18 protein-coding genes are annotated in these 20,090 nt (G+C 57.6%); 10 read left to right on the top strand and 8 right to left on the bottom strand.

Features of this window, described 5'->3' with window-relative positions; genetic code table 11:
• Nucleotides 1-7 precede the first annotated feature (7 nt).
• The 3 genes from QDT79_RS14185 (at nt 8) to QDT79_RS14175 (ending at nt 4,083) form a co-directional block, all read left to right on the top strand.
• Nucleotides 8-1,129, top strand: a complete 1,122-nt coding sequence (locus QDT79_RS14185) for a ribosomal protein uL16 3-hydroxylase (protein WP_033638200.1) — start codon at nt 8-10, stop codon at nt 1,127-1,129.
• 187 nt (nt 1,130-1,316) lie between these two features.
• Nucleotides 1,317-2,108: a Fic family protein gene (locus tag QDT79_RS14180; protein ID WP_063989603.1), complete on the top strand. Its 792-nt coding sequence runs from the start codon at nt 1,317-1,319 to the stop codon at nt 2,106-2,108.
• Between the two features lie 223 nt (nt 2,109-2,331).
• Nucleotides 2,332-4,083, top strand: a complete 1,752-nt coding sequence (locus QDT79_RS14175) for an ATP-binding cassette domain-containing protein (RefSeq protein ID WP_308316637.1) — start codon at nt 2,332-2,334, stop codon at nt 4,081-4,083.
• 76 nt (nt 4,084-4,159) lie between these two features.
• Here QDT79_RS14175 and QDT79_RS14170 read toward each other — a convergent pair whose 3' ends face one another.
• Complete coding sequence (locus tag QDT79_RS14170) at nt 4,160-5,248, bottom strand: malate/lactate/ureidoglycolate dehydrogenase (protein WP_308317185.1); 1,089 nt, start codon at nt 5,246-5,248, stop codon at nt 4,160-4,162.
• A 90-nt stretch (nt 5,249-5,338) separates the two neighbouring features.
• Nucleotides 5,339-6,568, bottom strand: a complete 1,230-nt coding sequence (gene pepT, locus QDT79_RS14165) for a peptidase T (protein ID WP_063989602.1) — start codon at nt 6,566-6,568, stop codon at nt 5,339-5,341.
• A gap of 57 nt (nt 6,569-6,625) precedes the next feature.
• Here pepT and QDT79_RS14160 point away from each other — a divergent pair, with 57 nt between their 5' ends.
• The 6 genes from QDT79_RS14160 (at nt 6,626) to QDT79_RS14135 (ending at nt 12,850) form a co-directional block, all read left to right on the top strand.
• Entirely contained in the window at nt 6,626-6,898 is a 273-nt protein-coding gene (locus QDT79_RS14160) for a hypothetical protein (protein ID WP_127146169.1), read from the top strand.
• Between the two features lie 25 nt (nt 6,899-6,923).
• Nucleotides 6,924-8,039, top strand: a complete 1,116-nt coding sequence (potA, locus tag QDT79_RS14155) for a spermidine/putrescine ABC transporter ATP-binding protein PotA (protein ID WP_107226928.1) — start codon at nt 6,924-6,926, stop codon at nt 8,037-8,039.
• A complete protein-coding gene (gene potB / locus QDT79_RS14150; RefSeq protein WP_063989600.1) occupies nt 8,023-8,883 on the top strand; it encodes a spermidine/putrescine ABC transporter permease PotB in 861 nt (286 codons plus the stop codon). The genes potA and potB overlap by 17 nt, the downstream gene beginning before the upstream one ends.
• Nucleotides 8,880-9,662 (top strand): spermidine/putrescine ABC transporter permease PotC, encoded by a 783-nt coding sequence (gene potC / locus QDT79_RS14145; RefSeq protein ID WP_047727722.1) that lies wholly within the window; start codon nt 8,880-8,882, stop codon nt 9,660-9,662. Before potB ends, potC begins: the two co-directional genes overlap by 4 nt.
• Before the next feature lie 218 nt (nt 9,663-9,880).
• Nucleotides 9,881-11,440: a PTS transporter subunit EIIC gene (locus QDT79_RS14140; protein ID WP_308316636.1), complete on the top strand. Its 1,560-nt coding sequence runs from the start codon at nt 9,881-9,883 to the stop codon at nt 11,438-11,440.
• Nucleotides 11,441-11,464: 24 nt separating this feature from the next.
• Nucleotides 11,465-12,850, top strand: coding sequence for a family 4 glycosyl hydrolase (locus tag QDT79_RS14135; protein WP_063989598.1), 1,386 nt, complete (start codon nt 11,465-11,467; stop codon nt 12,848-12,850).
• Between the two features lie 17 nt (nt 12,851-12,867).
• Here QDT79_RS14135 and QDT79_RS14130 read toward each other — a convergent pair whose 3' ends face one another.
• On the bottom strand, nt 12,868-13,578 hold the full coding sequence (locus QDT79_RS14130; RefSeq protein WP_063989597.1) for a MurR/RpiR family transcriptional regulator: 711 nt from the start codon (nt 13,576-13,578) through the stop codon (nt 12,868-12,870).
• Nucleotides 13,579-13,816: 238 nt separating this feature from the next.
• Here QDT79_RS14130 and potD point away from each other — a divergent pair, with 238 nt between their 5' ends.
• On the top strand, nt 13,817-14,860 hold the full coding sequence (potD, locus tag QDT79_RS14125) for a spermidine/putrescine ABC transporter substrate-binding protein PotD (protein WP_033633291.1): 1,044 nt from the start codon (nt 13,817-13,819) through the stop codon (nt 14,858-14,860).
• 48 nt (nt 14,861-14,908) lie between these two features.
• On the opposite strand, the gene cobB is transcribed toward potD, so the two are convergent.
• From cobB to lolC, 5 genes are read right to left on the bottom strand one after another with little or no spacing between them, the layout of a single operon-like run.
• Nucleotides 14,909-15,745: a Sir2 family NAD+-dependent deacetylase gene (gene cobB / locus QDT79_RS14120; protein ID WP_015377583.1), complete on the bottom strand. Its 837-nt coding sequence runs from the start codon at nt 15,743-15,745 to the stop codon at nt 14,909-14,911.
• 11 nt (nt 15,746-15,756) lie between these two features.
• Nucleotides 15,757-16,677 carry an N-acetylglucosamine kinase gene (nagK, locus tag QDT79_RS14115; RefSeq protein ID WP_063989595.1) on the bottom strand — a complete coding sequence of 307 codons (921 nt, stop codon included), beginning with the start codon at nt 16,675-16,677 and terminating at the stop codon, nt 15,757-15,759.
• Between the two features lie 53 nt (nt 16,678-16,730).
• Complete coding sequence (gene lolE / locus QDT79_RS14110) at nt 16,731-17,978, bottom strand: lipoprotein-releasing ABC transporter permease subunit LolE (protein ID WP_063989594.1); 1,248 nt, start codon at nt 17,976-17,978, stop codon at nt 16,731-16,733.
• A complete protein-coding gene (lolD, locus tag QDT79_RS14105) occupies nt 17,978-18,682 on the bottom strand; it encodes a lipoprotein-releasing ABC transporter ATP-binding protein LolD (protein WP_004941120.1) in 705 nt (234 codons plus the stop codon). Before lolD ends, lolE begins: the two co-directional genes overlap by 1 nt.
• A complete protein-coding gene (gene lolC, locus QDT79_RS14100) occupies nt 18,675-19,877 on the bottom strand; it encodes a lipoprotein-releasing ABC transporter permease subunit LolC (RefSeq protein ID WP_130017931.1) in 1,203 nt (400 codons plus the stop codon). Before lolC ends, lolD begins: the two co-directional genes overlap by 8 nt.
• Between the last annotated feature and the right edge of the window lie 213 nt (nt 19,878-20,090).

Genomic DNA, 20,090 nt, shown 5'->3' with positions numbered 1-20,090 from the left:
ATAGAACATGGATTATCAATTAGACCTGGACTGGAACGATTTTTTGCAACGTTATTGGCAAAAGCGTCCGGTGATTCTCAAGCGCGGCTTCAAAAACTTTATCGATCCGATCTCCCCGGATGAGCTGGCCGGGCTGGCGATGGAAAATGAAGTGGACAGCCGCCTGGTCAGCCACCAGGACGGCCGTTGGCAAGTTGCGCACGGCCCCTTCGAGAGCTTCGATCACCTGAGCGAAAACAACTGGTCGCTGCTGGTGCAGGCGGTGGACCACTGGCATGAGCCTTCCGCGGCGCTGATGCGCCCATTCCGCCAACTGCCGGACTGGCGGATGGATGACCTGATGATCTCCTTCTCGGTACCGGGCGGCGGCGTCGGCCCGCACCTCGATCAGTACGACGTGTTCATCATTCAGGGTACCGGCCGCCGCCGCTGGCGCGTCGGGGAAAAAACGCCGCTGAAACAACACTGCCCGCATCCGGATCTGCTGCAGGTAGAGCCGTTCGACGCCATCATCGACGAAGAGATGGAGCCGGGCGACATTCTCTACATTCCGCCGGGCTTCCCGCACGAAGGCTACGCGCTGGAAAACGCGCTCAATTATTCGGTGGGCTTCCGCGCACCGAACGGCCGCGAGCTGGTGAGCGGCTTCGCCGATTACGTGCTGGCGCGCGAGCTGGGCAGCAAGCGCTACGGCGATCCGGACGTTAAACTGCGCGAACACCCGGCGGAGATCCTGCCGCAGGAAGTGGACGCCTTACGGCAGATGATGCTGGATCTGGTGCAACAGCCGGAACACTTCCAGCACTGGTTCGGCGAGTTTATCTCCCAGTCGCGCCACGAGCTGGATCTGGCGCCGCCGGAACCGCCGTATCAGGCCGGGGAAATCTACGAGCTGCTGCAACAGGGTGAAGCGCTGCAGCGCCTGGGCGGGTTGCGCGTGCTGCGCGTCGGCGATCGCTGCTTCGTCAACGGCGAGCTGATCGACACCGACCAGCTGCAGGCCGCAGACGCCCTGTGCCAGAACTTCAGCGTCGACGCCGCCCTGCTCGGCGACGCGGTGGACGACCCGTCGTTCCTGGCGCTGCTGACCGCGCTGGTCAACAGCGGGTATTGGTATTTTAACGACTGAGTTCTCGGGACCGTGGCTCCTGTTGAACATATATACCGGCCCGCTTATGCGGGCCTTTTCTTTGGGGTGTAAAAAGTTGGCAACACTTCGACACATGGAAACAAAATATTAATAGTTGTGAAACTGAAACGAAATAATATTGAACTACCTTTTTAATACATTAACGAAATTTCATGGACGATGAAAAATGGAAAATTACGTAATACAAGGAAAGGTCATTAAATTACTACGTATGGACTACCCCAAAGTTAATCATTTTCATACGGATATACGCTTACTTTTAGACAGAACACAAATATTGATTCAGAATACATCCTTTGAATACAGGCAATTACTGGAAAATGCAAACCAGGTAATTGAGGATAAAAGGATCCAACCATTACAGCATCGCTTAAGCGCCTATGTGGATCTCGACATATTTCCCAGCGAAAACTCAACAAGCCAGAACGAAGCCATCTTCTATCATCAGTTTTACCCCACGCTTTCCGACATCGTTAACAATAATCTATCATTTATCCAATTCATTGAAAAAATAGGAAGTGAAATAACGAGACGGTCGATCCCCGTTAGAAAAGCAAATATAAGAACTGTCCCCGATAAGGATGGAAGCTACACTGAATTCATTGATATTTCACTATTAAGCGAATCACTCTCCAACCTGCGAGAGTACGCAAAGGGAAATAGCGATGAAAACAAATTACTTCATGCTATCATTTTCGCAGTCATGTTTATGCATATCCACCCTCTGCAAGATGGGAATGGACGCGCCGCCAGAATCCTTTTTAATCTCATGCTACAAATAAAGCCGCTTAGCTACCTCCCTCTTACTGAGCTTTGTCATTTTGCACGAAGTGGTTATGTACTTAGCTTACGCGAAGCCTTTTTATTTTCCGAATGGGACAACATTATTAAGTTTTATTGTAATTGCATCCACCTGCTTTACGGTTCTGCAACGAGTGAGTTAACTAGCATGCAGTAAACATTGCATGCTACTTAGCTAATTTAATGACAATGGAGTATGTATGTTAACTGAAAAAGACATTCTGTTAATCAAGACAACCACCATGACCGATACTCAGGTCGATAAAATCAGTACGCAGCGATAGCTGAGCTTGGCATGAAATAGAATTTGTTTATCAAATAATTTTCAAGAGTATGGTGTGGGCCCGCATCATACTGTAAAGAAGATTAAAGGTAAAAAGATGGAAAAAATACTATTTTTATTGAGATTTTTCAACAAGTCATCAAGTTACACAGTAAAACGTCAATTTTACACTTTGATTTTAATCTCGGTGATCGCCACATTTTTATTTTCTGTGCAACCGGTAATTATGGCTTACCTAATCAATGCCATTGAGGAAAAAGAATTCAGTTTATCTCTTTCCATCATTACCCTTGCTATCAGTTATATCGCCATTATGAGCATGCGAAAGCTCTCTTCAGCATTAAATTTCATATTAATCACATCGCTACGTAATAATGTCGTGATCAACATGACTGATAATTATTTTAAAAGCCTTTTCAATTTGAAAGAAGTAAATAGCCATGAAAACACGGGAGATATCACCCAACGTTTAAATCAGGCTATAGATGAATTGACAATTTTACTGAGAAATATCTCACACAACCTACTCCCCCCTCTATTCCAGCTAGGATTCAGCATTACAATTATTTTATTATCCGGAGACTACCTCGTATCATCACTATTCTTAATTTATTTTACCCTTTACCTTCACACTAAGAAAAAATTCAACAAAAAAATCTCTGAACTTTACTCTGACTTTTACTCTACCTCGGTAAAAAAATACAGCATCATCACTGACAGCGTTAAGAACATGGAGGCTGCCAGAGTTTGCAATACATATGATTTTTTATTTAACAGGTACAAAACACTCCTTAACAAGATTGAAGATAAACATGAGGCATTACTCAAAACAGATTTCAAACTCTTACTTATTGAAGCATTACTAAGTATCTTTTTCTTCGGCTCATCGTTTTTACTTTCTCTTTATTTGGTTATAAGCAAGGGGATTACCTTAGGTCACTTTGTCATGATAGCCTCTTACATCATGTTATTGGCGACTCCCTTAGAGAACATCGGCTCCATGTATACGGCGATGCAAAAGTCCACAGCATCTTTATATACATTTATTACATCAATCAAGCCGCCGACAACTCAAAACTCTCACACCGCCGATTTACAAGACACGGCAGTTTCGATCACGCTAAGAGATGTGCAATATTCATATGATAAAAACGGGAAATATGCCATTAAAAATATGAACATTGAATTCTCGCACGCTGGCTTTTTCACTTTAACGGGACCTAGCGGAGCAGGAAAAAGCACGTTAGCAAAATTGATTTCAGGTGAACTGGAACCTGATGCGGGAAGGATATATTTAAACAGCAGTGAAATAAATGCACTCTCAATTAAACAGCGCGCTGAAATAATTTTCCACGTCGCTCAAAATGACTATATATTTATGGATACACTCCGATTTAACCTGAAAATTGCGTGCCCAGATGCCTCTGATGAAAAACTCCTTATGGCTTTGAAACACGCACAACTCAATGACCTTCCACTTAATAATTCAACCTCGTTATTGGATCTCAGAATTGGCGACAATGGCATGACATTATCCGGAGGGCAGCGCCAGCGATTATCTTTGGCTCGACTGTTTTTACGTCAACCTAAAATTATCATTTTGGATGAAGTGACTTCATCTCTTGATATCATTAATGAAAGAGAGGTACTGGGAAACATCAAAGCCGCTTATCCATCTTCTATCGTGATTAATATCAGCCATCGACGTTCCACCTTCGATTACTCAGATGAAATCATCGTGCTGGATCAACAAGGCGTTGCAGATAGGGGGGAGCTGTCCTCATTGGCTGATAGAAACATCTATATTCAATCCATTCTGCATAAAAATACATTGGACGCCGCTGTCTGAAAGAATCAATACCAACACTCCGACAGCATCAGTAGCGTAACCAGGCTCGTCATCCAATGTACCAATCATAAAGTTTTTATCCCTGGCGCGCCTGTGCGCGGTAATCCGCCAGTTCCCCCGCCGCCATGCCCGCCTGCTCCGCCGCCAAGCCAATCTGCTGCCAGGTAGTGGCATCGATCGGGATGCCCTGCTCCAGCCGCGCCGCGCGGTTGGCGTCTTCCCACTCTCCCGGGACGGCGATCGGCTGTTCGCCGCTCGGCGGCGACGCTTTCACCCAGCCGATAAACGCTTCGGCCTCGGCCTGCATTTGCGGGGCGTCGAACGCCTGAGGATCGAGGATCAGGGTCGTCATGCAATTGAAGATGGCGTCGCTGTCGGCTTTCAACGTGGCGTCGTGGGTGGTGCGGCCGCCGGAGAGCGCGCCGCCGAGGATCTCGCACATCGCCGCCAGCGCATAGCCTTTGTGCAAGCCGAACGGCAGCAGCGAACCGAACGGCGCTTCATGCATCACCTTCGGTTCGGCAGTTGGCTGCCCGTGTTCGTCGATCAGATAGCCCGGCGCCACCGACAGCCCTTTGTTATAGGCCACCCGAGTTTTGCCGAAGGCGATACCGCTGGTGGCAAAATCCAACAGCAGCGGCGTGCGGCCCGGCCGCGGGAAAATGGCGCAGAACGGGTTGGTGCCGAAGCGACGATCGCTGCCGCCGAACGGCGCCACCATCGGATCGCCCACCACATTGACGAAGTGAATCGAAATGAAACCGGCGCGGGCGCACTGTTCCGCCCAATGGCCGATGCGGCCGATATGGTGCGCGTTGTGCAGCGCCACCGCCGCCAGGCCCAGCTTGCCGGCGCGTTCAACGCCCAGCGCCATCGCTTCGCTGGCCACCACCTGACCGAAGCCGCGTGCGCCGTCGAGCGTCAGCACTGCGCCGGCGTCGCGCACCACCTCGGCATGCTGATTGAGCTGCAATTGCCCCTGCGCCAACGACGCCATGTAGCTGGGGATCATGCCGACGCCGTGCGAGTCGTGCCCGGCCAGATTGGCCTGCACCAGATGATCGGCCACCAGCTCGGCTTCACGCGCCGTGCTGCCGGCCTGGCGCCAAATCGCCTGAACGAACTGCGCCAAATGCGGGCTGGCGATACGGTATTCGGTGCTCATCATGCGGTCCTTATGCGTGGGGAATAGGCTTCCACACTATGAGCAACGCCTTGTTACGGCAAGCGATTATGCCGATCGCAAGCGTCCTGTTTACCGCGCCCGCTCGGCGGCCAGCGCTGCGATGCGCATGATCACCGCCACCGCTTGCTCCATGCCTTCCAGGGTCACGAACTCGTGCTTGCCGTGGTAGTTGTAGCCGCCGGTGAACAGGTTCGGGCACGGCAGGCCGCGGAACGACAGCTGGGCGCCGTCGGTGCCGCCACGGATCGGCTTCATCACCGGTTCGATGTCGCAATCGCGCATCGCCTGCTGCGCCAGCGCGATCACGTGCGGGTGCTCCGCCACCTGTTCGCGCATGTTGTAATAACTGTCTTCGATGCTCACTTCGATATAGCAATCGCGCGGCAAGCCTTTGCCGACCTCGCGGGCGATGTCCACCATCTTGCGCTTGCGCGCCTCAAACCCCTCGCGCTCGAAGTCGCGCAGGATATAGTGCATTTCGGCGCGCTCTACGCTGCCCTTGATGCTGCTGAGGTGATAAAAGCCCTGGTAGCCTTCGGTGGTCTCCGGCGTTTCATCCGCCGGCAGCGCCTGATGAATGCGGGTGGCCAACGACAGCGCGTTGACCATCACGCCCTTGGCGCTGCCGGGGTGCACGCTGTTGCCGAGGATTTTGATCGTCACCGAGGCGGCGTTGAAGTTCTCGCACTCCAACTCGCCGACGCCGCCGCCGTCCACGGTGTAAGCCCATTCGGCGTTGAAGGCCGCCACGTCGAACAGCTGCGCCCCCTTGCCCACCTCCTCGTCCGGGGTGAAGGCGACGCGGATGTCGCCGTGCGGGATTTTGCGCGCGCGCAGGCGCACCATGGCGGTGAGGATCTCGGCGATGCCAGCCTTGTCGTCGGCGCCCAGCAGCGTTTTGCCGTCGGTGGTGATCAGGGTCTGCCCCAGCATCTGGTGCAGGATCGGGAACATCACCGGCGACAGCACTTCATCGCCGATGCCGAGCGCGATGTCGCCGCCGCGATAGTTCTCGACGATCTGCGGATTGACGTTTTTGCCGCTGAAATCCGGCGAGGTATCCAGATGGGCGATGAAACCGACCGCCGGCACCGGCCAGGCGACGTTGCCCGGCCAGGTGCCCATCACGCAGCCGTGTTCGCTGAGCGACACCCGCTCGAAGCCGAGCGCGATCATTTCCTGCTGCAACGCGCGCGCCAGCTTCAACTGCCCGTCGGTGCTCGGCACATGCTTTACGTTCGCTTTGGACTGGGTGTCGAAAGAGACGTAGTTGAAAAAGCGGTCAAGTAATTTGTCCATGGTAGCGGCCCCTCAGAATATCGCGTTTCATTATGCGGAACCGATCAGGATCAAATATTGCGTCAGGTCATTTTTAACCAGAATTCGCCAATATCATTAATCTTTGTGATGATTTCTGAGGGAAATAACGCTGTCATCACAGGGTCATTTGTCGCTATCATGATGAAAAACGCGGCATCTGGGCCGGATCGGCTTTCAATTCCGGCATTCAGCGTCTATCATGCGCGCTCGAAAAATTTCCATTGGCGTAACTGGTTTGAGCTTCATTTGATCAGCGGGCATCCCGCAAGCTCCGGCAGTCTTTTCCAGTTGCGGTTCTATCTGCATTAGCCCACGGGATAGAGTAATACGATAAATGACTGAGACATCCTCTCCGACTCCCCTTGTTGAACTGCATGCCCTGAGCAAAGCGTTCGATGGCAAAACCATCATTGCCGATCTCGAACTGGCGATTAACCACGGCGAATTCCTCACCATTCTCGGCCCCTCCGGCTGTGGCAAAACCACGGTGCTGCGCCTGATCGCTGGTCTTGAAGACGCCGATTTGGGCCGCATCGTGCTCGACGGCCAGGATATCACCGCCATTCCGGCCGAACATCGCCACGTCAACACCGTGTTTCAGAGCTATGCCCTGTTTCCGCACATGTCGGTGTTCGACAACGTCGCCTTCGGCCTGCGCATGCAAAAGGTGCCGGCGGCGGAACTGACGCCGCGCGTCGAAGAGGCGCTGCGCATGGTGCAACTGGATGCGTTCGCCCAGCGGCGGCCGGGCCAGCTCTCCGGCGGCCAACAGCAACGCGTGGCCATCGCCCGCGCCGTGGTTAACAAGCCGAAGGTGCTGCTGCTGGACGAATCGCTCTCGGCGCTGGACTACAAGCTGCGCAAACAGATGCAGAACGAGCTGAAGGCGCTGCAGCGCAAGCTGGGCATCACCTTCGTGTTCGTCACCCACGATCAGGAAGAAGCGCTGACCATGTCGGATCGCATCGTGGTGATGCGCGAAGGCCGCATCGAGCAGGACGGCACGCCGCGTGAGATCTACGAAGAGCCGAAGAACCTGTTCGTCGCCAGCTTCATCGGCGAGATCAACATTTTCGACGCGGTGGTCTTGCAGCGCCTCGATCCGCAGCGGGTGCGCGCCAACGTCGAGGGCCGCGAGTGCGACATCTATGCCGATCTGCCGGTAGAGCCGGGCCAAAAGCTGAAGGTGCTGCTGCGCCCGGAGGATCTGCGGGTGGAAGAAGTGAACGACAGCGCGCAGCACGACGGGCTGATCGGCTACGTGCGCGAGCGCAACTACAAAGGCATGACGCTGGAGTCGGTGGTTGAGCTGGAGAGCGGCAAAACGGTGATGGTTAGCGAGTTCTTCAATGAAGACGATCCGGACGTCGACCACTCGCTCAACCAGAAGATGGCGGTGACCTGGGTTGAAAGCTGGGAGGTGGTGCTGGCCGATGAAGAAATCGCGTAAAGTCTTCCAGAATGTGGTGATCGTCGGCGTCGTCGCCTGGCTGTTGCTGTTCGTGTTCATGCCGAACCTGATGATCATCGCCACCAGCTTCCTGACCCGCGACGACGCCAACCTGGTGCAGATGGTGTTCACGCTGGACAACTACCGGCGCTTGTTCGACCCCTTGTACGCCCAGGTGCTGCTGCACTCGCTGAACATGGCGCTGATCGCCACCCTGTGCTGCCTGGCGATCGGCTATCCGTTCGCCTTTATCCTGGCGCGGTTGCCGCAGAAGGTGCGGCCGCTGCTGCTGTTTCTGCTGATCGTGCCCTTCTGGACCAACTCGCTGATCCGCATCTACGGCCTGAAGCTGTTTCTCAGCACCCGCGGCTATCTCAACGACGCGCTGCTGTGGATCGGCGTCATCGACAAGCCGCTGCGCATCATGTACACCTCGGAAGCGGTGATCCTCGGCCTGGTGTATATCCTGCTGCCGTTTATGGTGATGCCGCTCTACTCCAGCATCGAAAAGCTCGATAAGTCCTGCCTGGAGGCGGCGCGCGATCTCGGCGCCAGCAAGCTGCAGACCTTTATCCGCATCATCGTGCCGCTGACCATGCCGGGCATTATCGCCGGCTGCCTGCTGGTGGTGCTGCCGGCGATGGGGCTGTTCTTCGTCGCCGATCTGATGGGCGGCGCCAAGAATCTGCTGATCGGCAACGTGATTAAAAGCCAGTTCCTCAATATCCGCGACTGGCCATTCGGCGCGGCTACCAGCATCTGCCTGACGCTGGTGATGGGGCTGTTGCTGCTGGTCTATTACCGGGCCGCCCGTCTGTTGAACAAGAAGGAGGATCTGGCATGATCGGACGTCTGCTGCGCGGCGGCTTTATGACGCTGGTATACGCCTATCTGTATATCCCGATCGTCATCCTGATCGTCAACTCCTTCAACGCCTCGCGCTTCGGTATCAGTTGGCAAGGAGCCACCACCAAGTGGTACAGCACGCTGCTCAACAACGACAGCCTGCTGCAGGCCGCCGGCCATTCGCTGACCATGGCGGTGCTCTCCGCCACCTTCGCCACGCTGATCGGCTCGCTGACCGCGGTGGCGCTGTATCGCTACCGCTTCCGCGGCAAGCCGTTCGTCGGCGGCATGCTGTTCGTGGTGATGATGTCGCCGGACATCGTGATGGCCATCTCGCTGCTGGTGCTGTTCATGCTGCTGGGCATTTCGCTCGGCTTCTGGTCGCTGCTGTTCTCGCACATCACCTTTTGCCTGCCGTTCGTGGTAGTGACCGTCTACGCGCGCCTGAAAGGGTTCGACGTGAAGATGCTGGAAGCCGCGCGCGATCTCGGCGCAAGCGAGTTCACCATTCTGCGCAAGATCATTTTGCCGCTGGCGATGCCGGCGGTGGCGGCCGGCTGGCTGTTGAGCTTCACCCTGTCGATGGACGACGTGGTCGTCTCCTCCTTCGTCACCGGGCCGAGCTACGAGATTTTGCCGCTGAAGATCTATTCGATGGTGAAAGTCGGCGTCTCGCCGGAGGTCAACGCGCTGGCCACCATTTTGCTGCTGCTGTCGCTGGTGCTGGTGATCGCCAGCCAGTGGGTGATGCGCGATCGCTCGCCCAAGGCCGAATAACCCTTCCCGCCGGGCGCTGTGGCGCCCGGTTGTGATCCCCTTCACAACCGGCACCGGTTGTCATCCGCTGACCATCGGTGCCTATTTCCGCCCCGCCGATTGCAGCGGCGAAAACTTCCCCCTATAACTGAACCCAGGCAAGGTGCCTTATTTTTTCTCGCTTCCAGGGAGTTTATTCAGCAACGTCGTCATCCATTAAAATATAAAAAGGAACTGCCATGAAAGGTATTATCGATAATATCTTAAGCAAGCTGCAGCTTTTCTCCAAAGCCATGATGGGGCCGATATTTTTCCTGCCGGTAATCGGTCTGATTCTGGCGCTCAGTTCTATTCTCACCAATGCCACATTAATCAATGAACATTCTGCCATCTTCACTATCGGTAAAATGATCGGCGATACCTTCTGGCCGTTATTCGGTAATCTCGGGCTGATTTTCTGCATCGGCATTACCTACGGCCTGGCCAAAGACAAAAAAAGCGAAGCGGCGCTGGTCGCGGTGATGTGCTTTATCATGTTCCTCGGCGCCAATTCGTCTTATCTGCAGCTCAGCGGCCACGTCGCGACCAAGATCAACGGCGAATATTACGGCACCGGGCAGACGGAACTGCTGGGCTTTACCGTGGTGGATATGGGCATTTTCCTCGGTCTTATCCTCGGCGTCACCCTCGCCTGGGTGCACAACCGCCTGTGCAACGTCGAACTCAACGGCGTGTTTTCGGTCTATGGCGGCGCCAAGCTGGTGCTGATCGCCATGACGCCGATCATCATGCTGTACGCCGTCGCCTTCAGCTACCTGTGGCCGGCCATCTCGCAGGGCCTGATCGCGCTGACCGGCTTTATGAAAAGCTCCGGCTCGCTCGGGGTATTCGCCTACGGTTTCTTCGAGAAATTCCTCATCCCCACCGGGCTACACCACTTTATCTGGTCGCCGTTCCAGCTCACCAGCATCGGCGGTTCAATCGTGCAGGACGGCCAGACCATCTCCGGCTCGCAGGCGATTTTCCTGGCCTATATGCGCGACCCGAGCATCTCGCCGCTGATGAACGAGGCGCTGCGCTTCTCGCAGCAAGGGATGGTAACTATCTTCGGCCTGCCGGGCGCGGCATTGGCTTTCTATCACACCGCCAAACCGGAAAAGAAAATGCTGGCCAAGGCGATTCTGATCCCGGCCATCACCACCTCGATCCTGGTCGGCATCACCGAGCCGATAGAGTTCACCTTCCTGTTTATCTCTCCGCTGCTGTGGGTGATCCACGCCGTGTTGACCGCGCTGTCGCAGGTGGCCTGCAACCTGTTCCAGGTGCGCCCCTGGGGCGCCAGCGGGCTGGTCGAGTTCCTGGCCTACAACCTGCCGCTGCCGGTCTCCCTCACCCGCTGGCCGCTGTATGTGGTCATCGGCCTGGTGCAGTTTGCGGTGTATTACCTGGTGTTCAAAACGCTGGTGCTGAAGCTCAATCTGAAAACGCCGGGCCGTGAAGATGATCAGGACGTCAAACTCTATTCCAAACAGGATTACCGAAACCGCAAAAATACCCCGGACGAGCCGAGCGGCATCATTATTCGCGCGCTGGGCGGCAAGGAAAACATTATTTCCGTCGATAACTGCTTTACCCGGCTGCGGGTGGAATTAAAGGATATGGCGCGGGTGGATGAAGCCGCGTTGAAAAGCACCGGCGCCAAAGGCGTGGTGAAGAATCGCCGTGAAGTCCAGGTAATTTACGGCGTCACGGTCGGCAAGGTCAAAAATCAGGTAGAGAAATATTTAGCGGCACTCTAACGCTTTATTAATGGGAGATATCGAATGAAATTAACCGTTCTCGGCGGCGGCGGCGTACGTTCCCCGTTCCTCGCCAAATCCATTGCCTATAACGCCCATCGCATCGGCATTACCGAAGTGGTGTTTATGGATACCGATGAGCGCCATCTGGCGATCTACGGCGCCCTCGCGCAGGGCGTGTTCCAGCGCATTCGCGACGACATTGCTTTCAGCCTCAGCAGCGATCCGCGCCAGGCACTGCAAGGCGCCGACTACATCATCACCACCCTGCGCATTGGCGGCGAGGAAGGCCGCATCCATGACGAGCGCATCGCGCTCAATCACCAGTTGCTCGGGCAAGAAACCACCGGCGCCGGCGGCTTCGCCATGGCGATGCGTTCGATCCCGGCGATCCTCGATTATTGCCGCCTGATCGAGCAGCTTTCCTCGCCGGACGCGGTCTTGTTCAACTTCACCAATCCTTCCGGCATGGTGACCGAGGCGATCATCAAATCCGGCTTCCAGCGCCGGGTCTACGGTATCTGCGACGCCCCCAGCGAGTTCATTCGCGAACTGGCCGAGCTGCTGGGCTGCCGCGAAGACCAACTGAGCGTCGATTGCTTCGGCCTCAACCATCTTTCCTGGTTCCGCAATGCGCGCGTCAACGGTGAGCCGGTCACGGAACGGTTGCTGGCGGATCCGCGCCTGTATCGCGAAACCTGCATGAAATACTTCTCGCCGGAGCTGGTGGCGCTGTCGGACAACCTGATGCTCAACGAGTATCTCTACTATTACTACTACCGTGAGCAGGCGATCGCCGCCATCGTCGAGGGCGGCGAGACCCGCGGCGAACAAATCGCGGCGATCAATCGCCAAATGCTGTCGGCGTTGGGCGAGCTGGACATCCCCCGTCAGTTGGAACACGCCTTCTCTGTCTACTTCAGCCATTACCTGCAGCGCGAAAACTCCTACATGCAGCGCGAGTCCAACCAGGGCAAGGTGAAAACGCGTGAGATGCTGACGCTGCAACAGTTTATCGAACAGCCGGACAGCGGCGGCTATGCCGGGGTAGCGATCGACATTCTGGAGGCGGTCAACAGCGGCCGGCAAAAACGCGTGGTGGTATCGATGCAAAACCGCGACACGCTCGATTTTCTGCACCCGGAAGACGTGATCGAAATCAGCTGCGAATTGAGCAGCGCCGGCATTCAGCCGGTCAAAATGCGCGATATTCCCGACACCCAGAAAAACCTGATTTCGCAGGTGAAAGAGTACGAACGGCTGGCGGTGGCGGCGATCCTGACCGGCAACCGCCAACTGGCCATCAAGGCGCTGATGGTACACCCGCTGGTCAACTCCTACTCGCTGGCGAAAACGCTGGTGGAGGAGTACCTGCAGGCCCACCGTCAGTATGCCGTGCACTGGCGCTAAGCGATGCGGCGCGGCCGTCAGCGGCCGCGTCGTTCAAACCAGGCGGTGATCACATTCTCGAATCCCAACAGACAGTGGCCGAAAAACGGGTTGGGATAGTAGATATCGTGATCGTATTTTTGCCGGTCCTCAAACAGAAAGGTCATGTCGGCCTGCTGCGCCAGCGGGCTGTCGCCGTCGCCGCAGAAAGCCGCCAGCAGAATGCGGTTACGCTTCACCGCCTCGCCCCAGCTCAGCGCCGAGCCGCTGTTGCCCGACTTTGAAATCACGATCACCATATCGAAGCGAAAGCGCGTCTCACGGTCAAGAATGTCGAAATCCGGCCACAGCGACAGGTAACTGTCTACGCCCAGCGTCATAAACTTGTTGTACATATACTGCGCCACCAGCTGCGAAAAACCGCTGCCGTGGATCAGGATTTTGCCGCTGTCGAGCAGATCGAGAAACTGCGCCTGCTGGGCCGGCGGTGCCGCCGACGTCACGCGTTCCGCCTGGTAGGCCGGCGCCATCGTCAGGTTGAACTTGATGAAATAGACCAGTTCGAGATAGCCGCGAAAGCCCAGCTTTTTGGCCAGCCGCACCAGCGTTGAGGGGGAACTGTAGCAGCGTGTGGACACCGCGCGGATGCCGTCGTCGATGCAGGCGTCCGGATTGTCGAGAATGCAGTGCAAAATCGTCAGATCCGTCTTGCTGAGCTCCGCCTGGCTGAAGACCTGTTTGAAATTCATCGCCGCCCTCGTTTATTCGCCAAAATTATTGTTTCGCACGCGCTTCACCGCCTGTCCAGCGCGAGACAATCAAATTGTGATGCACTTTAAGCCGCCAAACCCCTTGATTTGCCAGCGGGATAACCGCCTTTACCCACCTCACCCCGGCCCCTATAATGGCCCCTTTCTGGGGTATGGCGCTGCCGCCAAACGGTTTGCCCATACGGGTTCGGCTCACTACTGCTGAAGGATACGCTGCATGAAAAAGTGGTCACATCTGCTCGCAGCCGGGATGATGGCGCTGAGTTTCTGCTCTGCAAACGCCTCTGACGGCAAGACACTGTACTTCTATAACTGGACTGAATACGTCCCGCCGGGGCTGCTGGAGCAGTTCACCAAGGAAACCGGCATCAAGGTGATCTATTCCACCTATGAATCCAACGAAAGCATGTACGCCAAGCTGAAGACCTACAAAGACGGCGCGTACGATCTGGTGGTGCCTTCCACTTACTTCATCGCCAAGATGAGCAAGGAAGGCATGCTGCAAAAAATCGACAAGAGCAAGCTCAGCCACTTCAAGGATCTCGATCCTACCCTGCTGAACAAGCCGTTCGATCCTAACAACGACTATTCCATTCCTTACATCTGGGGCGCTACCGCCATCGGCGTCAACAGCGACGCGCAGGATCCCTCTACCGTTACCGCCTGGGCCGATCTGTGGCAGCCGCAGTACAAAGGCCGCCTGCTGCTGACCGACGACGCGCGCGAAGTGTTCCAGATGGCGCTGCTCAAGCTGGGCTATTCCGGCAACACCACTGACCCGAAAGAGATCGAAGCCGCCTATCACGAACTGCAGAAATTGATGCCGAACGTGCTGGCCTTCAACTCCGACAACCCGGGCAACCCGTTTATGGAAGGGGAAGTCAACGTCGGTATGGTGTGGAACGGTTCGGCCTTCGTGGCGCGCCAGGCCGGCACGCCGCTGGAGATCGTTTGGCCGAAGGAAGGCGGGATCTTCTGGATGGACAGCCTGGCCATTCCGGCCAACGCGCGCAACGTCGAGGGGGCGCTGAAGCTGATAGACTTCCTGCTACGGCCGGAAATCGCAGTGCAGGTGGCGGAAACCATCGGTTACCCGACGCCGAACCTGGCGGCGAAGAAGCTGCTGTCGCCGGAGATCGCCAACGATAAATCACTCTACCCGGATAAGGCGGTGATTGAGCACGGCGAGTGGCAAAACGACGTCGGCGACGCCAGCACGCTGTACGAAAGCTACTTCCAAAAGCTGAAAGCCGGGCGCTAACACGCCCCGCCATCCCATCAGGGCGCGCAGTGCGCCCTGATGCCTTTCTCAGGGCCTGTCGGCCCGCGCCACCTTGCCCACCAGGAATTTGTGCACAAAACGCGGCACCACTTCGCTGGCAAGACCGTAGTGTTTCTCGTCGAACTGGCTCTCTACCTGGCTCGGTTCCAGGTTCAGTTCCATGGCGTAGGCGCCGCCCAGCCGCGCCTCATGCACGAAGCCGGCCGCCGGATAGACGTGGCCGGAGGTGCCGATGGCGACGAAGAAATCGGCCTTGCTCAGCGCCTGGTAAATGTCGTCCATGCCCAGCGGCATCTCGCCGAACCACACCACGTGCGGCCGCAGCGGCGCCGGGAACTGGCAGCAGTGGCAACGGTCGTCAACGCTGAGATCGCCGGGCCATTCGAACACCTGGCCCGACTGGGTGCAGCGCACCTTCAGCAATTCGCCGTGCATGTGCAGCACCCGCTTGCTGCCGGCGCGCTCATGCAGGTTATCGATGTTTTGCGTGACCAACAGGAAGTTGTCCCCCAGCCACTCTTCCAGGTCCGCCAGCGCACGGTGCGCGGCGTTCGGGGCGATCTCTTCCGTCTGCAGCTGGCGGCGGCGTTCGTTGTAAAACGCCTGCACCAGCGCCGGATCGCGCTGAAAACCTTCCGGCGTGGCGACGTCCTCCACCCGGTGCTCTTCCCATAGCCCATCCGCGGCGCGGAAGGTGCGAATGCCCGACTCGGCCGAAATGCCGGCCCCGGTCAACACCACCACAAACGGCTTTTTCAGCTCGGCCGCCGCCATGGTGTCACGGTGAAAAATGCGTGAACGAAAGCGCTGATGCAGCACATGCTTACTCTTGCGAAACTGACACAGCCGATGGCGAGTGTGCATTAACTCTCTCCTTACTTTTCCCTGTTGACCAAATTGAGGAACGCTGCACCGCGCACGCCGCCGGCGTCACCATAGCGCGCCTTCTCGATGCGCGGCAGCCGGGCCACCCGCAGCAGGTGCGCCGGCAGCCGCTGAGGCAACGCCTGGTAAATGGCGTCGAAGTTCGACAGCCCGCCGCCGATCACCACCAGGTGCGGATCCAGCACCGTCAGCAGGTTGCCCAGGCAGATCGCCAGCACGTCCATAAAGCGGTCGACGTGGGCCACCGCCTGCGGCTCACCCGCCTGATAATGCGCAATGATCTCGGTGGCAGGCAAGTGCCGGCCATAGAAATGGGCGTACATCCATTCGAAACCGCGGCCCGATATGTAATTTTCAATGCAACCCTGATGGCCGCACCCGCAGGCAACGCGAGGCACATCACGCCCCAGCACCTCGAGCGCGTCCACCGGCAGGCGCAAATGGCCGAACTCGCCGGCGATATAGTTGCGCCCAGGCACCGTCTTGCCGTCGACGATCAGCCCGCCGCCAACGCCGGTGCCGAGGATGATGCCCAGCACCGTCGGGTAGCGGCGAAACTCGTCGTCCCAGGCCTCCGACAGCGCAAAGCAGTTGGCGTCGTTATCGACCCGCACCTCGCGCCCGATCAGCGCCGCCAGATCGCGCGGCAGCGGTCGCCCCATCGCCGCCGGCACGTTGGCGGTAAACAGCGTGCCGTCATCATCGTTGGGCAGGCCTGGGATGCCGATGCCGACGCTGCCGCGCCGGCCGCAAAACGCATCCGCCTCAAGGGTCAGATCGCACAGCGTGGCCAGCAGCTGCCGGTAATCCTCACGCGGCGTCGGCACCCGCTTTTGCCAAATGCGCTGCAGGCGGTCGTCGAATACCCCCAGCTCAATCTTGGTGCCACCCATATCGAAACCGTAGTACATAACCCATCCCCAGGCTAAAAAAACGGGGCGGCATCGCTGCCTCCCCGTGGGTTTTATTGTCCGCTCAGCACCCGCGCTGGATCGATGCGGCTGGCACGCCTGGCCGGATACCAACTGGCCAACAGGCTCAGCACGATGGCGGTCGCCAACACGATCAGCACATCCAGCCAGTGCAGCTCGGAAGGCAGGAAATCGATGAAGTAGATATCGCCCGACAGGAAGGAGTGGCCGACCAGTTTCTCGATGCCCCGGATGATGTTGGTCAGCTGCAGCGAGGCGATCACCCCGATCACCACGCCGCTCAGGCTGCCCAGCAGCCCGGCCAGCAGCCCATACCAGATGAAGATGGCGCGGATAAAGCCGTCTTTGGCGCCCAGGGTGCGTAGCACCGCAATGTCGGCGCTTTTGTCTTTCACCGCCATCACCAGCGTGGAGACAATGTTGAAGCAGGCTACGCCGATCACCAGCACCATCGCCAGATACATGATGGCGCGGATCATCTGGATGTCGCGGTACATATAGCCGTATTTGCCGATCCAGCTCTTGATGTAAATGTAGGCGTTGGTCACTTCGCCGGCGTCGCGCACCAGTTTGTTGGCGGCGAACACGTCGTTCATCTTGAGCGCGATGCCCGTGACGCTGTCACCCATGTCGAGATACTGCTGCGCGTCGGCCAACGGCACCAGCGCCAGGCTGTGATCGAGCTGGCCGCTGAGCTGCAAAATGCCGGTCACGTGCAGACGAATGCGCTTCGGCTGCAGCAGCTTCATTTCCGGGTCGCTGTTGGGGATCATCACCGTCACGTAGGCGCCCTGCTTGACGCCCAGCGCGTCGGCCACGCCCCTGCCGAGGATCACCTGCTGCTCGCCGGGCTTGAAGTTGGCCCAGGCGTCGCCCTGCACATACTGCGGCAGCGCGCTCAGCCGGCTTTCCTGCTGCGGATCAACGCCCTTGACTTCCACCGCGCGCAGCTGTGCGCCGTTCTCCATCAGGCCGGTAAAGTTGATGTACGGCGCGGCGGCCACAATGCCCGGCACCTTTTCCACCCGCTGCAGAATCGACGGCCAGCCGCTGAACGGCTGATTGACCGGTTCGAGTTCGCCATGCGGCACCACCGCCAGAATGCGGTTCTTCAGCTCGCGCTCAAAGCCGTTCATCGCGCTCAGGCCGACGATCAGCACCGCTACCCCCAGCGCAATGCCGATGGTGGAGATGACCGAGATCAGCGACACCATGCCGCCGCGTTTACGGCCGCGGCTGAAACGCAGGGCCGTCAGGAAGGACAGTGAGGCTCCCGCCATTACTCGGCCCCCATCAGGGTCAGCTGCGCCTGCAGGTGGCCGTCGGCCATTTCCAACTGGCGGCTCAGACGCTTGGCCAGCTGCAGATCGTGCGTCACCACCAGGAAAGCGGTGCCCTGACGCACGTTCAGCTCGCCCAGCAGATCGAAGATGCTGTCCGCGGTGCGTTTGTCCAGGTTACCGGTCGGTTCGTCCGCCAGCACCAGCGCCGGATTGTTAACCAGCGCACGCGCGATCGCCACGCGCTGACGCTCGCCGCCGGAGAGCTCTGACGGGCGGTGTTTGCTGCGTTTTTCCAGCCCGACCGCCGCCAGCATCTCCCGCGCCTTCTCCTGCGCCTGCGCCGGCTTGGCGCCGCCGATCAGCAGCGGCATGGCGGCGTTTTCCAGCGCGGTGAAGTCCGGCAGCAGATGGTGGAACTGATAGATGAAGCCCAGTTGGCGGTTGCGCAGCTCGGCCTTGGCCGCCGAAGACATGGCGTTCAGCGATTCGCCCTTGAAAATCACCTCGCCGGAGGTCGGTGAGTCCAGCCCGCCCAGCAGGTGCAACAGGGTGCTCTTGCCGGAACCCGAGCTGCCGACGATCGCCATCATCTCGCCCTGCTGCATGGCAAAGCTGACGTTGCGCAGCACGTCGGTGTGCAGATTGCCTTCCTGATAGGTCTTGCACAGGTTGTCACACTGCAGCAAAAGATGGTTACTCATAACGTAAAGCCTCAGCGGGTTGTACGGCGGCAGCGCGCCATGAAGGATAAAGCGTGGACAACAGGGAAACCGCCATCGCCACCACGGCGATGATCGTCACCTGCAGCGGATCGACCGCCACCGGCAGCGAAGCGCCGTCGATCAAGGCGCCGAGGATCGGCATCAGGTTATTCAGGTTGGTGGCCAGCAGCACGCCGAGCAGCGTGCCAAGCAGCGAACCGATGATGCCGGCGCTGGCGCCCTGCACCATAAACACCGACATGATCTGGCGGCGAGTCAGCCCCTGGGTCTGCAGAATGGCGACTTCACCCTGCTTTTCCATCACCAGCAGGCCGAGCGAGGTAATGATGTTAAACGCCGCCACCGCCACGATCAGGCTGAGCAGCAGCCCCATCATGTTCTTCTCCATGCGCACAGCCTGGAACAGCTCGCCCTTGCGATCGCGCCAGTCCTTCCAGACCGTGCCCGCCGGCAACGGCTGTTGGCTGAGGGTATCGACCGTCAGCGGCTGTTGCAGGAACAGGCGCCAGCCGGTGATGTTGCCTGCCGGGTAGCGCATCAGGCGCGAAGCGTCCTGTTGGTTGACCAGCAGCTGATAGCCGTCCACCTCGCTGTTGGCGTGGAAGGTGCCGATGAGGGTGAACAGACGCTGGCTGGGAATGCGGCCCATCGGCGTGAACTGGCTGGCGCTTGGCACCATCACGCGCAGCGAATCGCCGCGCTTGACGCCGAGTTGCCCCGCCAGCTGTTCACCGATGATGATGTTGTACTGGCCCGGCTGCAGCTGTTGCTGCTTGACGTTGACCAGGTACGGGGTCAGCGGATCGGCTTCGTCGGGATTGACGCCGAGCATCACCCCGACCGCTACGCTGCGGGCGCTTTGCAGCACCACGTCACCGGTGGTCAGCGGCGCGACGCGCGTGACGCCCTGCAGCTTCTGCACCTCGGAGGCCGGCAGCTGCTGCGGGTTGACCGATCCTTGCGGACTGGTGACCAACGCCTGCGGCATCAGGCCGAGGATGTTGTTCTCCAGATCCTTTTCGAATCCGTTCATCACCGACAGCACGGTGACCAACGCCATCACCCCCAGCGTAATGCCGATGGTGGAAAGCCAGGAAACAAACCGTCCGAAGCGGTCTGAGGCTCGCCCGCGCATGTAGCGCAGGCCAATGAATAACGCGACAGGTTGATACATGAAATCCGTTTGATAGCCGTGGCTTAAGCAAAGTGATCATGGATAATAAAGGCTCTCCCTCGTTTAGGGAACACCCGACGGCCTTTTATTGCGTGGCGCAGAGGAGCGCGACGGCGGCAGATTAGCGCAATATTGACCCGCCGCCGTAAAAAATCGACGGCGTCAACCGGTTAAATAACCGGCAAAAAAGCGATGGGCAGCGCTTTTTGCTGT

Source organism: Serratia marcescens, assembly GCF_029846115.1.
Classification (GTDB): domain Bacteria; phylum Pseudomonadota; class Gammaproteobacteria; order Enterobacterales; family Enterobacteriaceae; genus Serratia; species Serratia marcescens_L.
Note: the sequence above shows the minus strand (reverse complement) of the source record. Positions and strands in the feature narration are given on the sequence as shown.

Coding starts and splice junctions, on each gene's coding strand:
- QDT79_RS14185 (WP_033638200.1), top strand. CDS start 8: ATGGATTATCAATTAGACCTGGACTGGAACGATTTTTTGCAACGTTAT.
- QDT79_RS14180 (WP_063989603.1), top strand. CDS start 1,317: ATGGAAAATTACGTAATACAAGGAAAGGTCATTAAATTACTACGTATG.
- QDT79_RS14175 (WP_308316637.1), top strand. CDS start 2,332: ATGGAAAAAATACTATTTTTATTGAGATTTTTCAACAAGTCATCAAGT.
- QDT79_RS14170 (WP_308317185.1), bottom strand. CDS start 5,248: ATGAGCACCGAATACCGTATCGCCAGCCCGCATTTGGCGCAGTTCGTT.
- pepT (WP_063989602.1), bottom strand. CDS start 6,568: ATGGACAAATTACTTGACCGCTTTTTCAACTACGTCTCTTTCGACACC.
- potA (WP_107226928.1), top strand. CDS start 6,924: ATGACTGAGACATCCTCTCCGACTCCCCTTGTTGAACTGCATGCCCTG.
- potB (WP_063989600.1), top strand. CDS start 8,023: ATGAAGAAATCGCGTAAAGTCTTCCAGAATGTGGTGATCGTCGGCGTC.
- potC (WP_047727722.1), top strand. CDS start 8,880: ATGATCGGACGTCTGCTGCGCGGCGGCTTTATGACGCTGGTATACGCC.
- QDT79_RS14140 (WP_308316636.1), top strand. CDS start 9,881: ATGAAAGGTATTATCGATAATATCTTAAGCAAGCTGCAGCTTTTCTCC.
- QDT79_RS14135 (WP_063989598.1), top strand. CDS start 11,465: ATGAAATTAACCGTTCTCGGCGGCGGCGGCGTACGTTCCCCGTTCCTC.
- QDT79_RS14130 (WP_063989597.1), bottom strand. CDS start 13,578: ATGAATTTCAAACAGGTCTTCAGCCAGGCGGAGCTCAGCAAGACGGAT.
- potD (WP_033633291.1), top strand. CDS start 13,817: ATGAAAAAGTGGTCACATCTGCTCGCAGCCGGGATGATGGCGCTGAGT.
- cobB (WP_015377583.1), bottom strand. CDS start 15,745: ATGCACACTCGCCATCGGCTGTGTCAGTTTCGCAAGAGTAAGCATGTG.
- nagK (WP_063989595.1), bottom strand. CDS start 16,677: ATGTACTACGGTTTCGATATGGGTGGCACCAAGATTGAGCTGGGGGTA.
- lolE (WP_063989594.1), bottom strand. CDS start 17,978: ATGGCGGGAGCCTCACTGTCCTTCCTGACGGCCCTGCGTTTCAGCCGC.
- lolD (WP_004941120.1), bottom strand. CDS start 18,682: ATGAGTAACCATCTTTTGCTGCAGTGTGACAACCTGTGCAAGACCTAT.
- lolC (WP_130017931.1), bottom strand. CDS start 19,877: ATGTATCAACCTGTCGCGTTATTCATTGGCCTGCGCTACATGCGCGGG.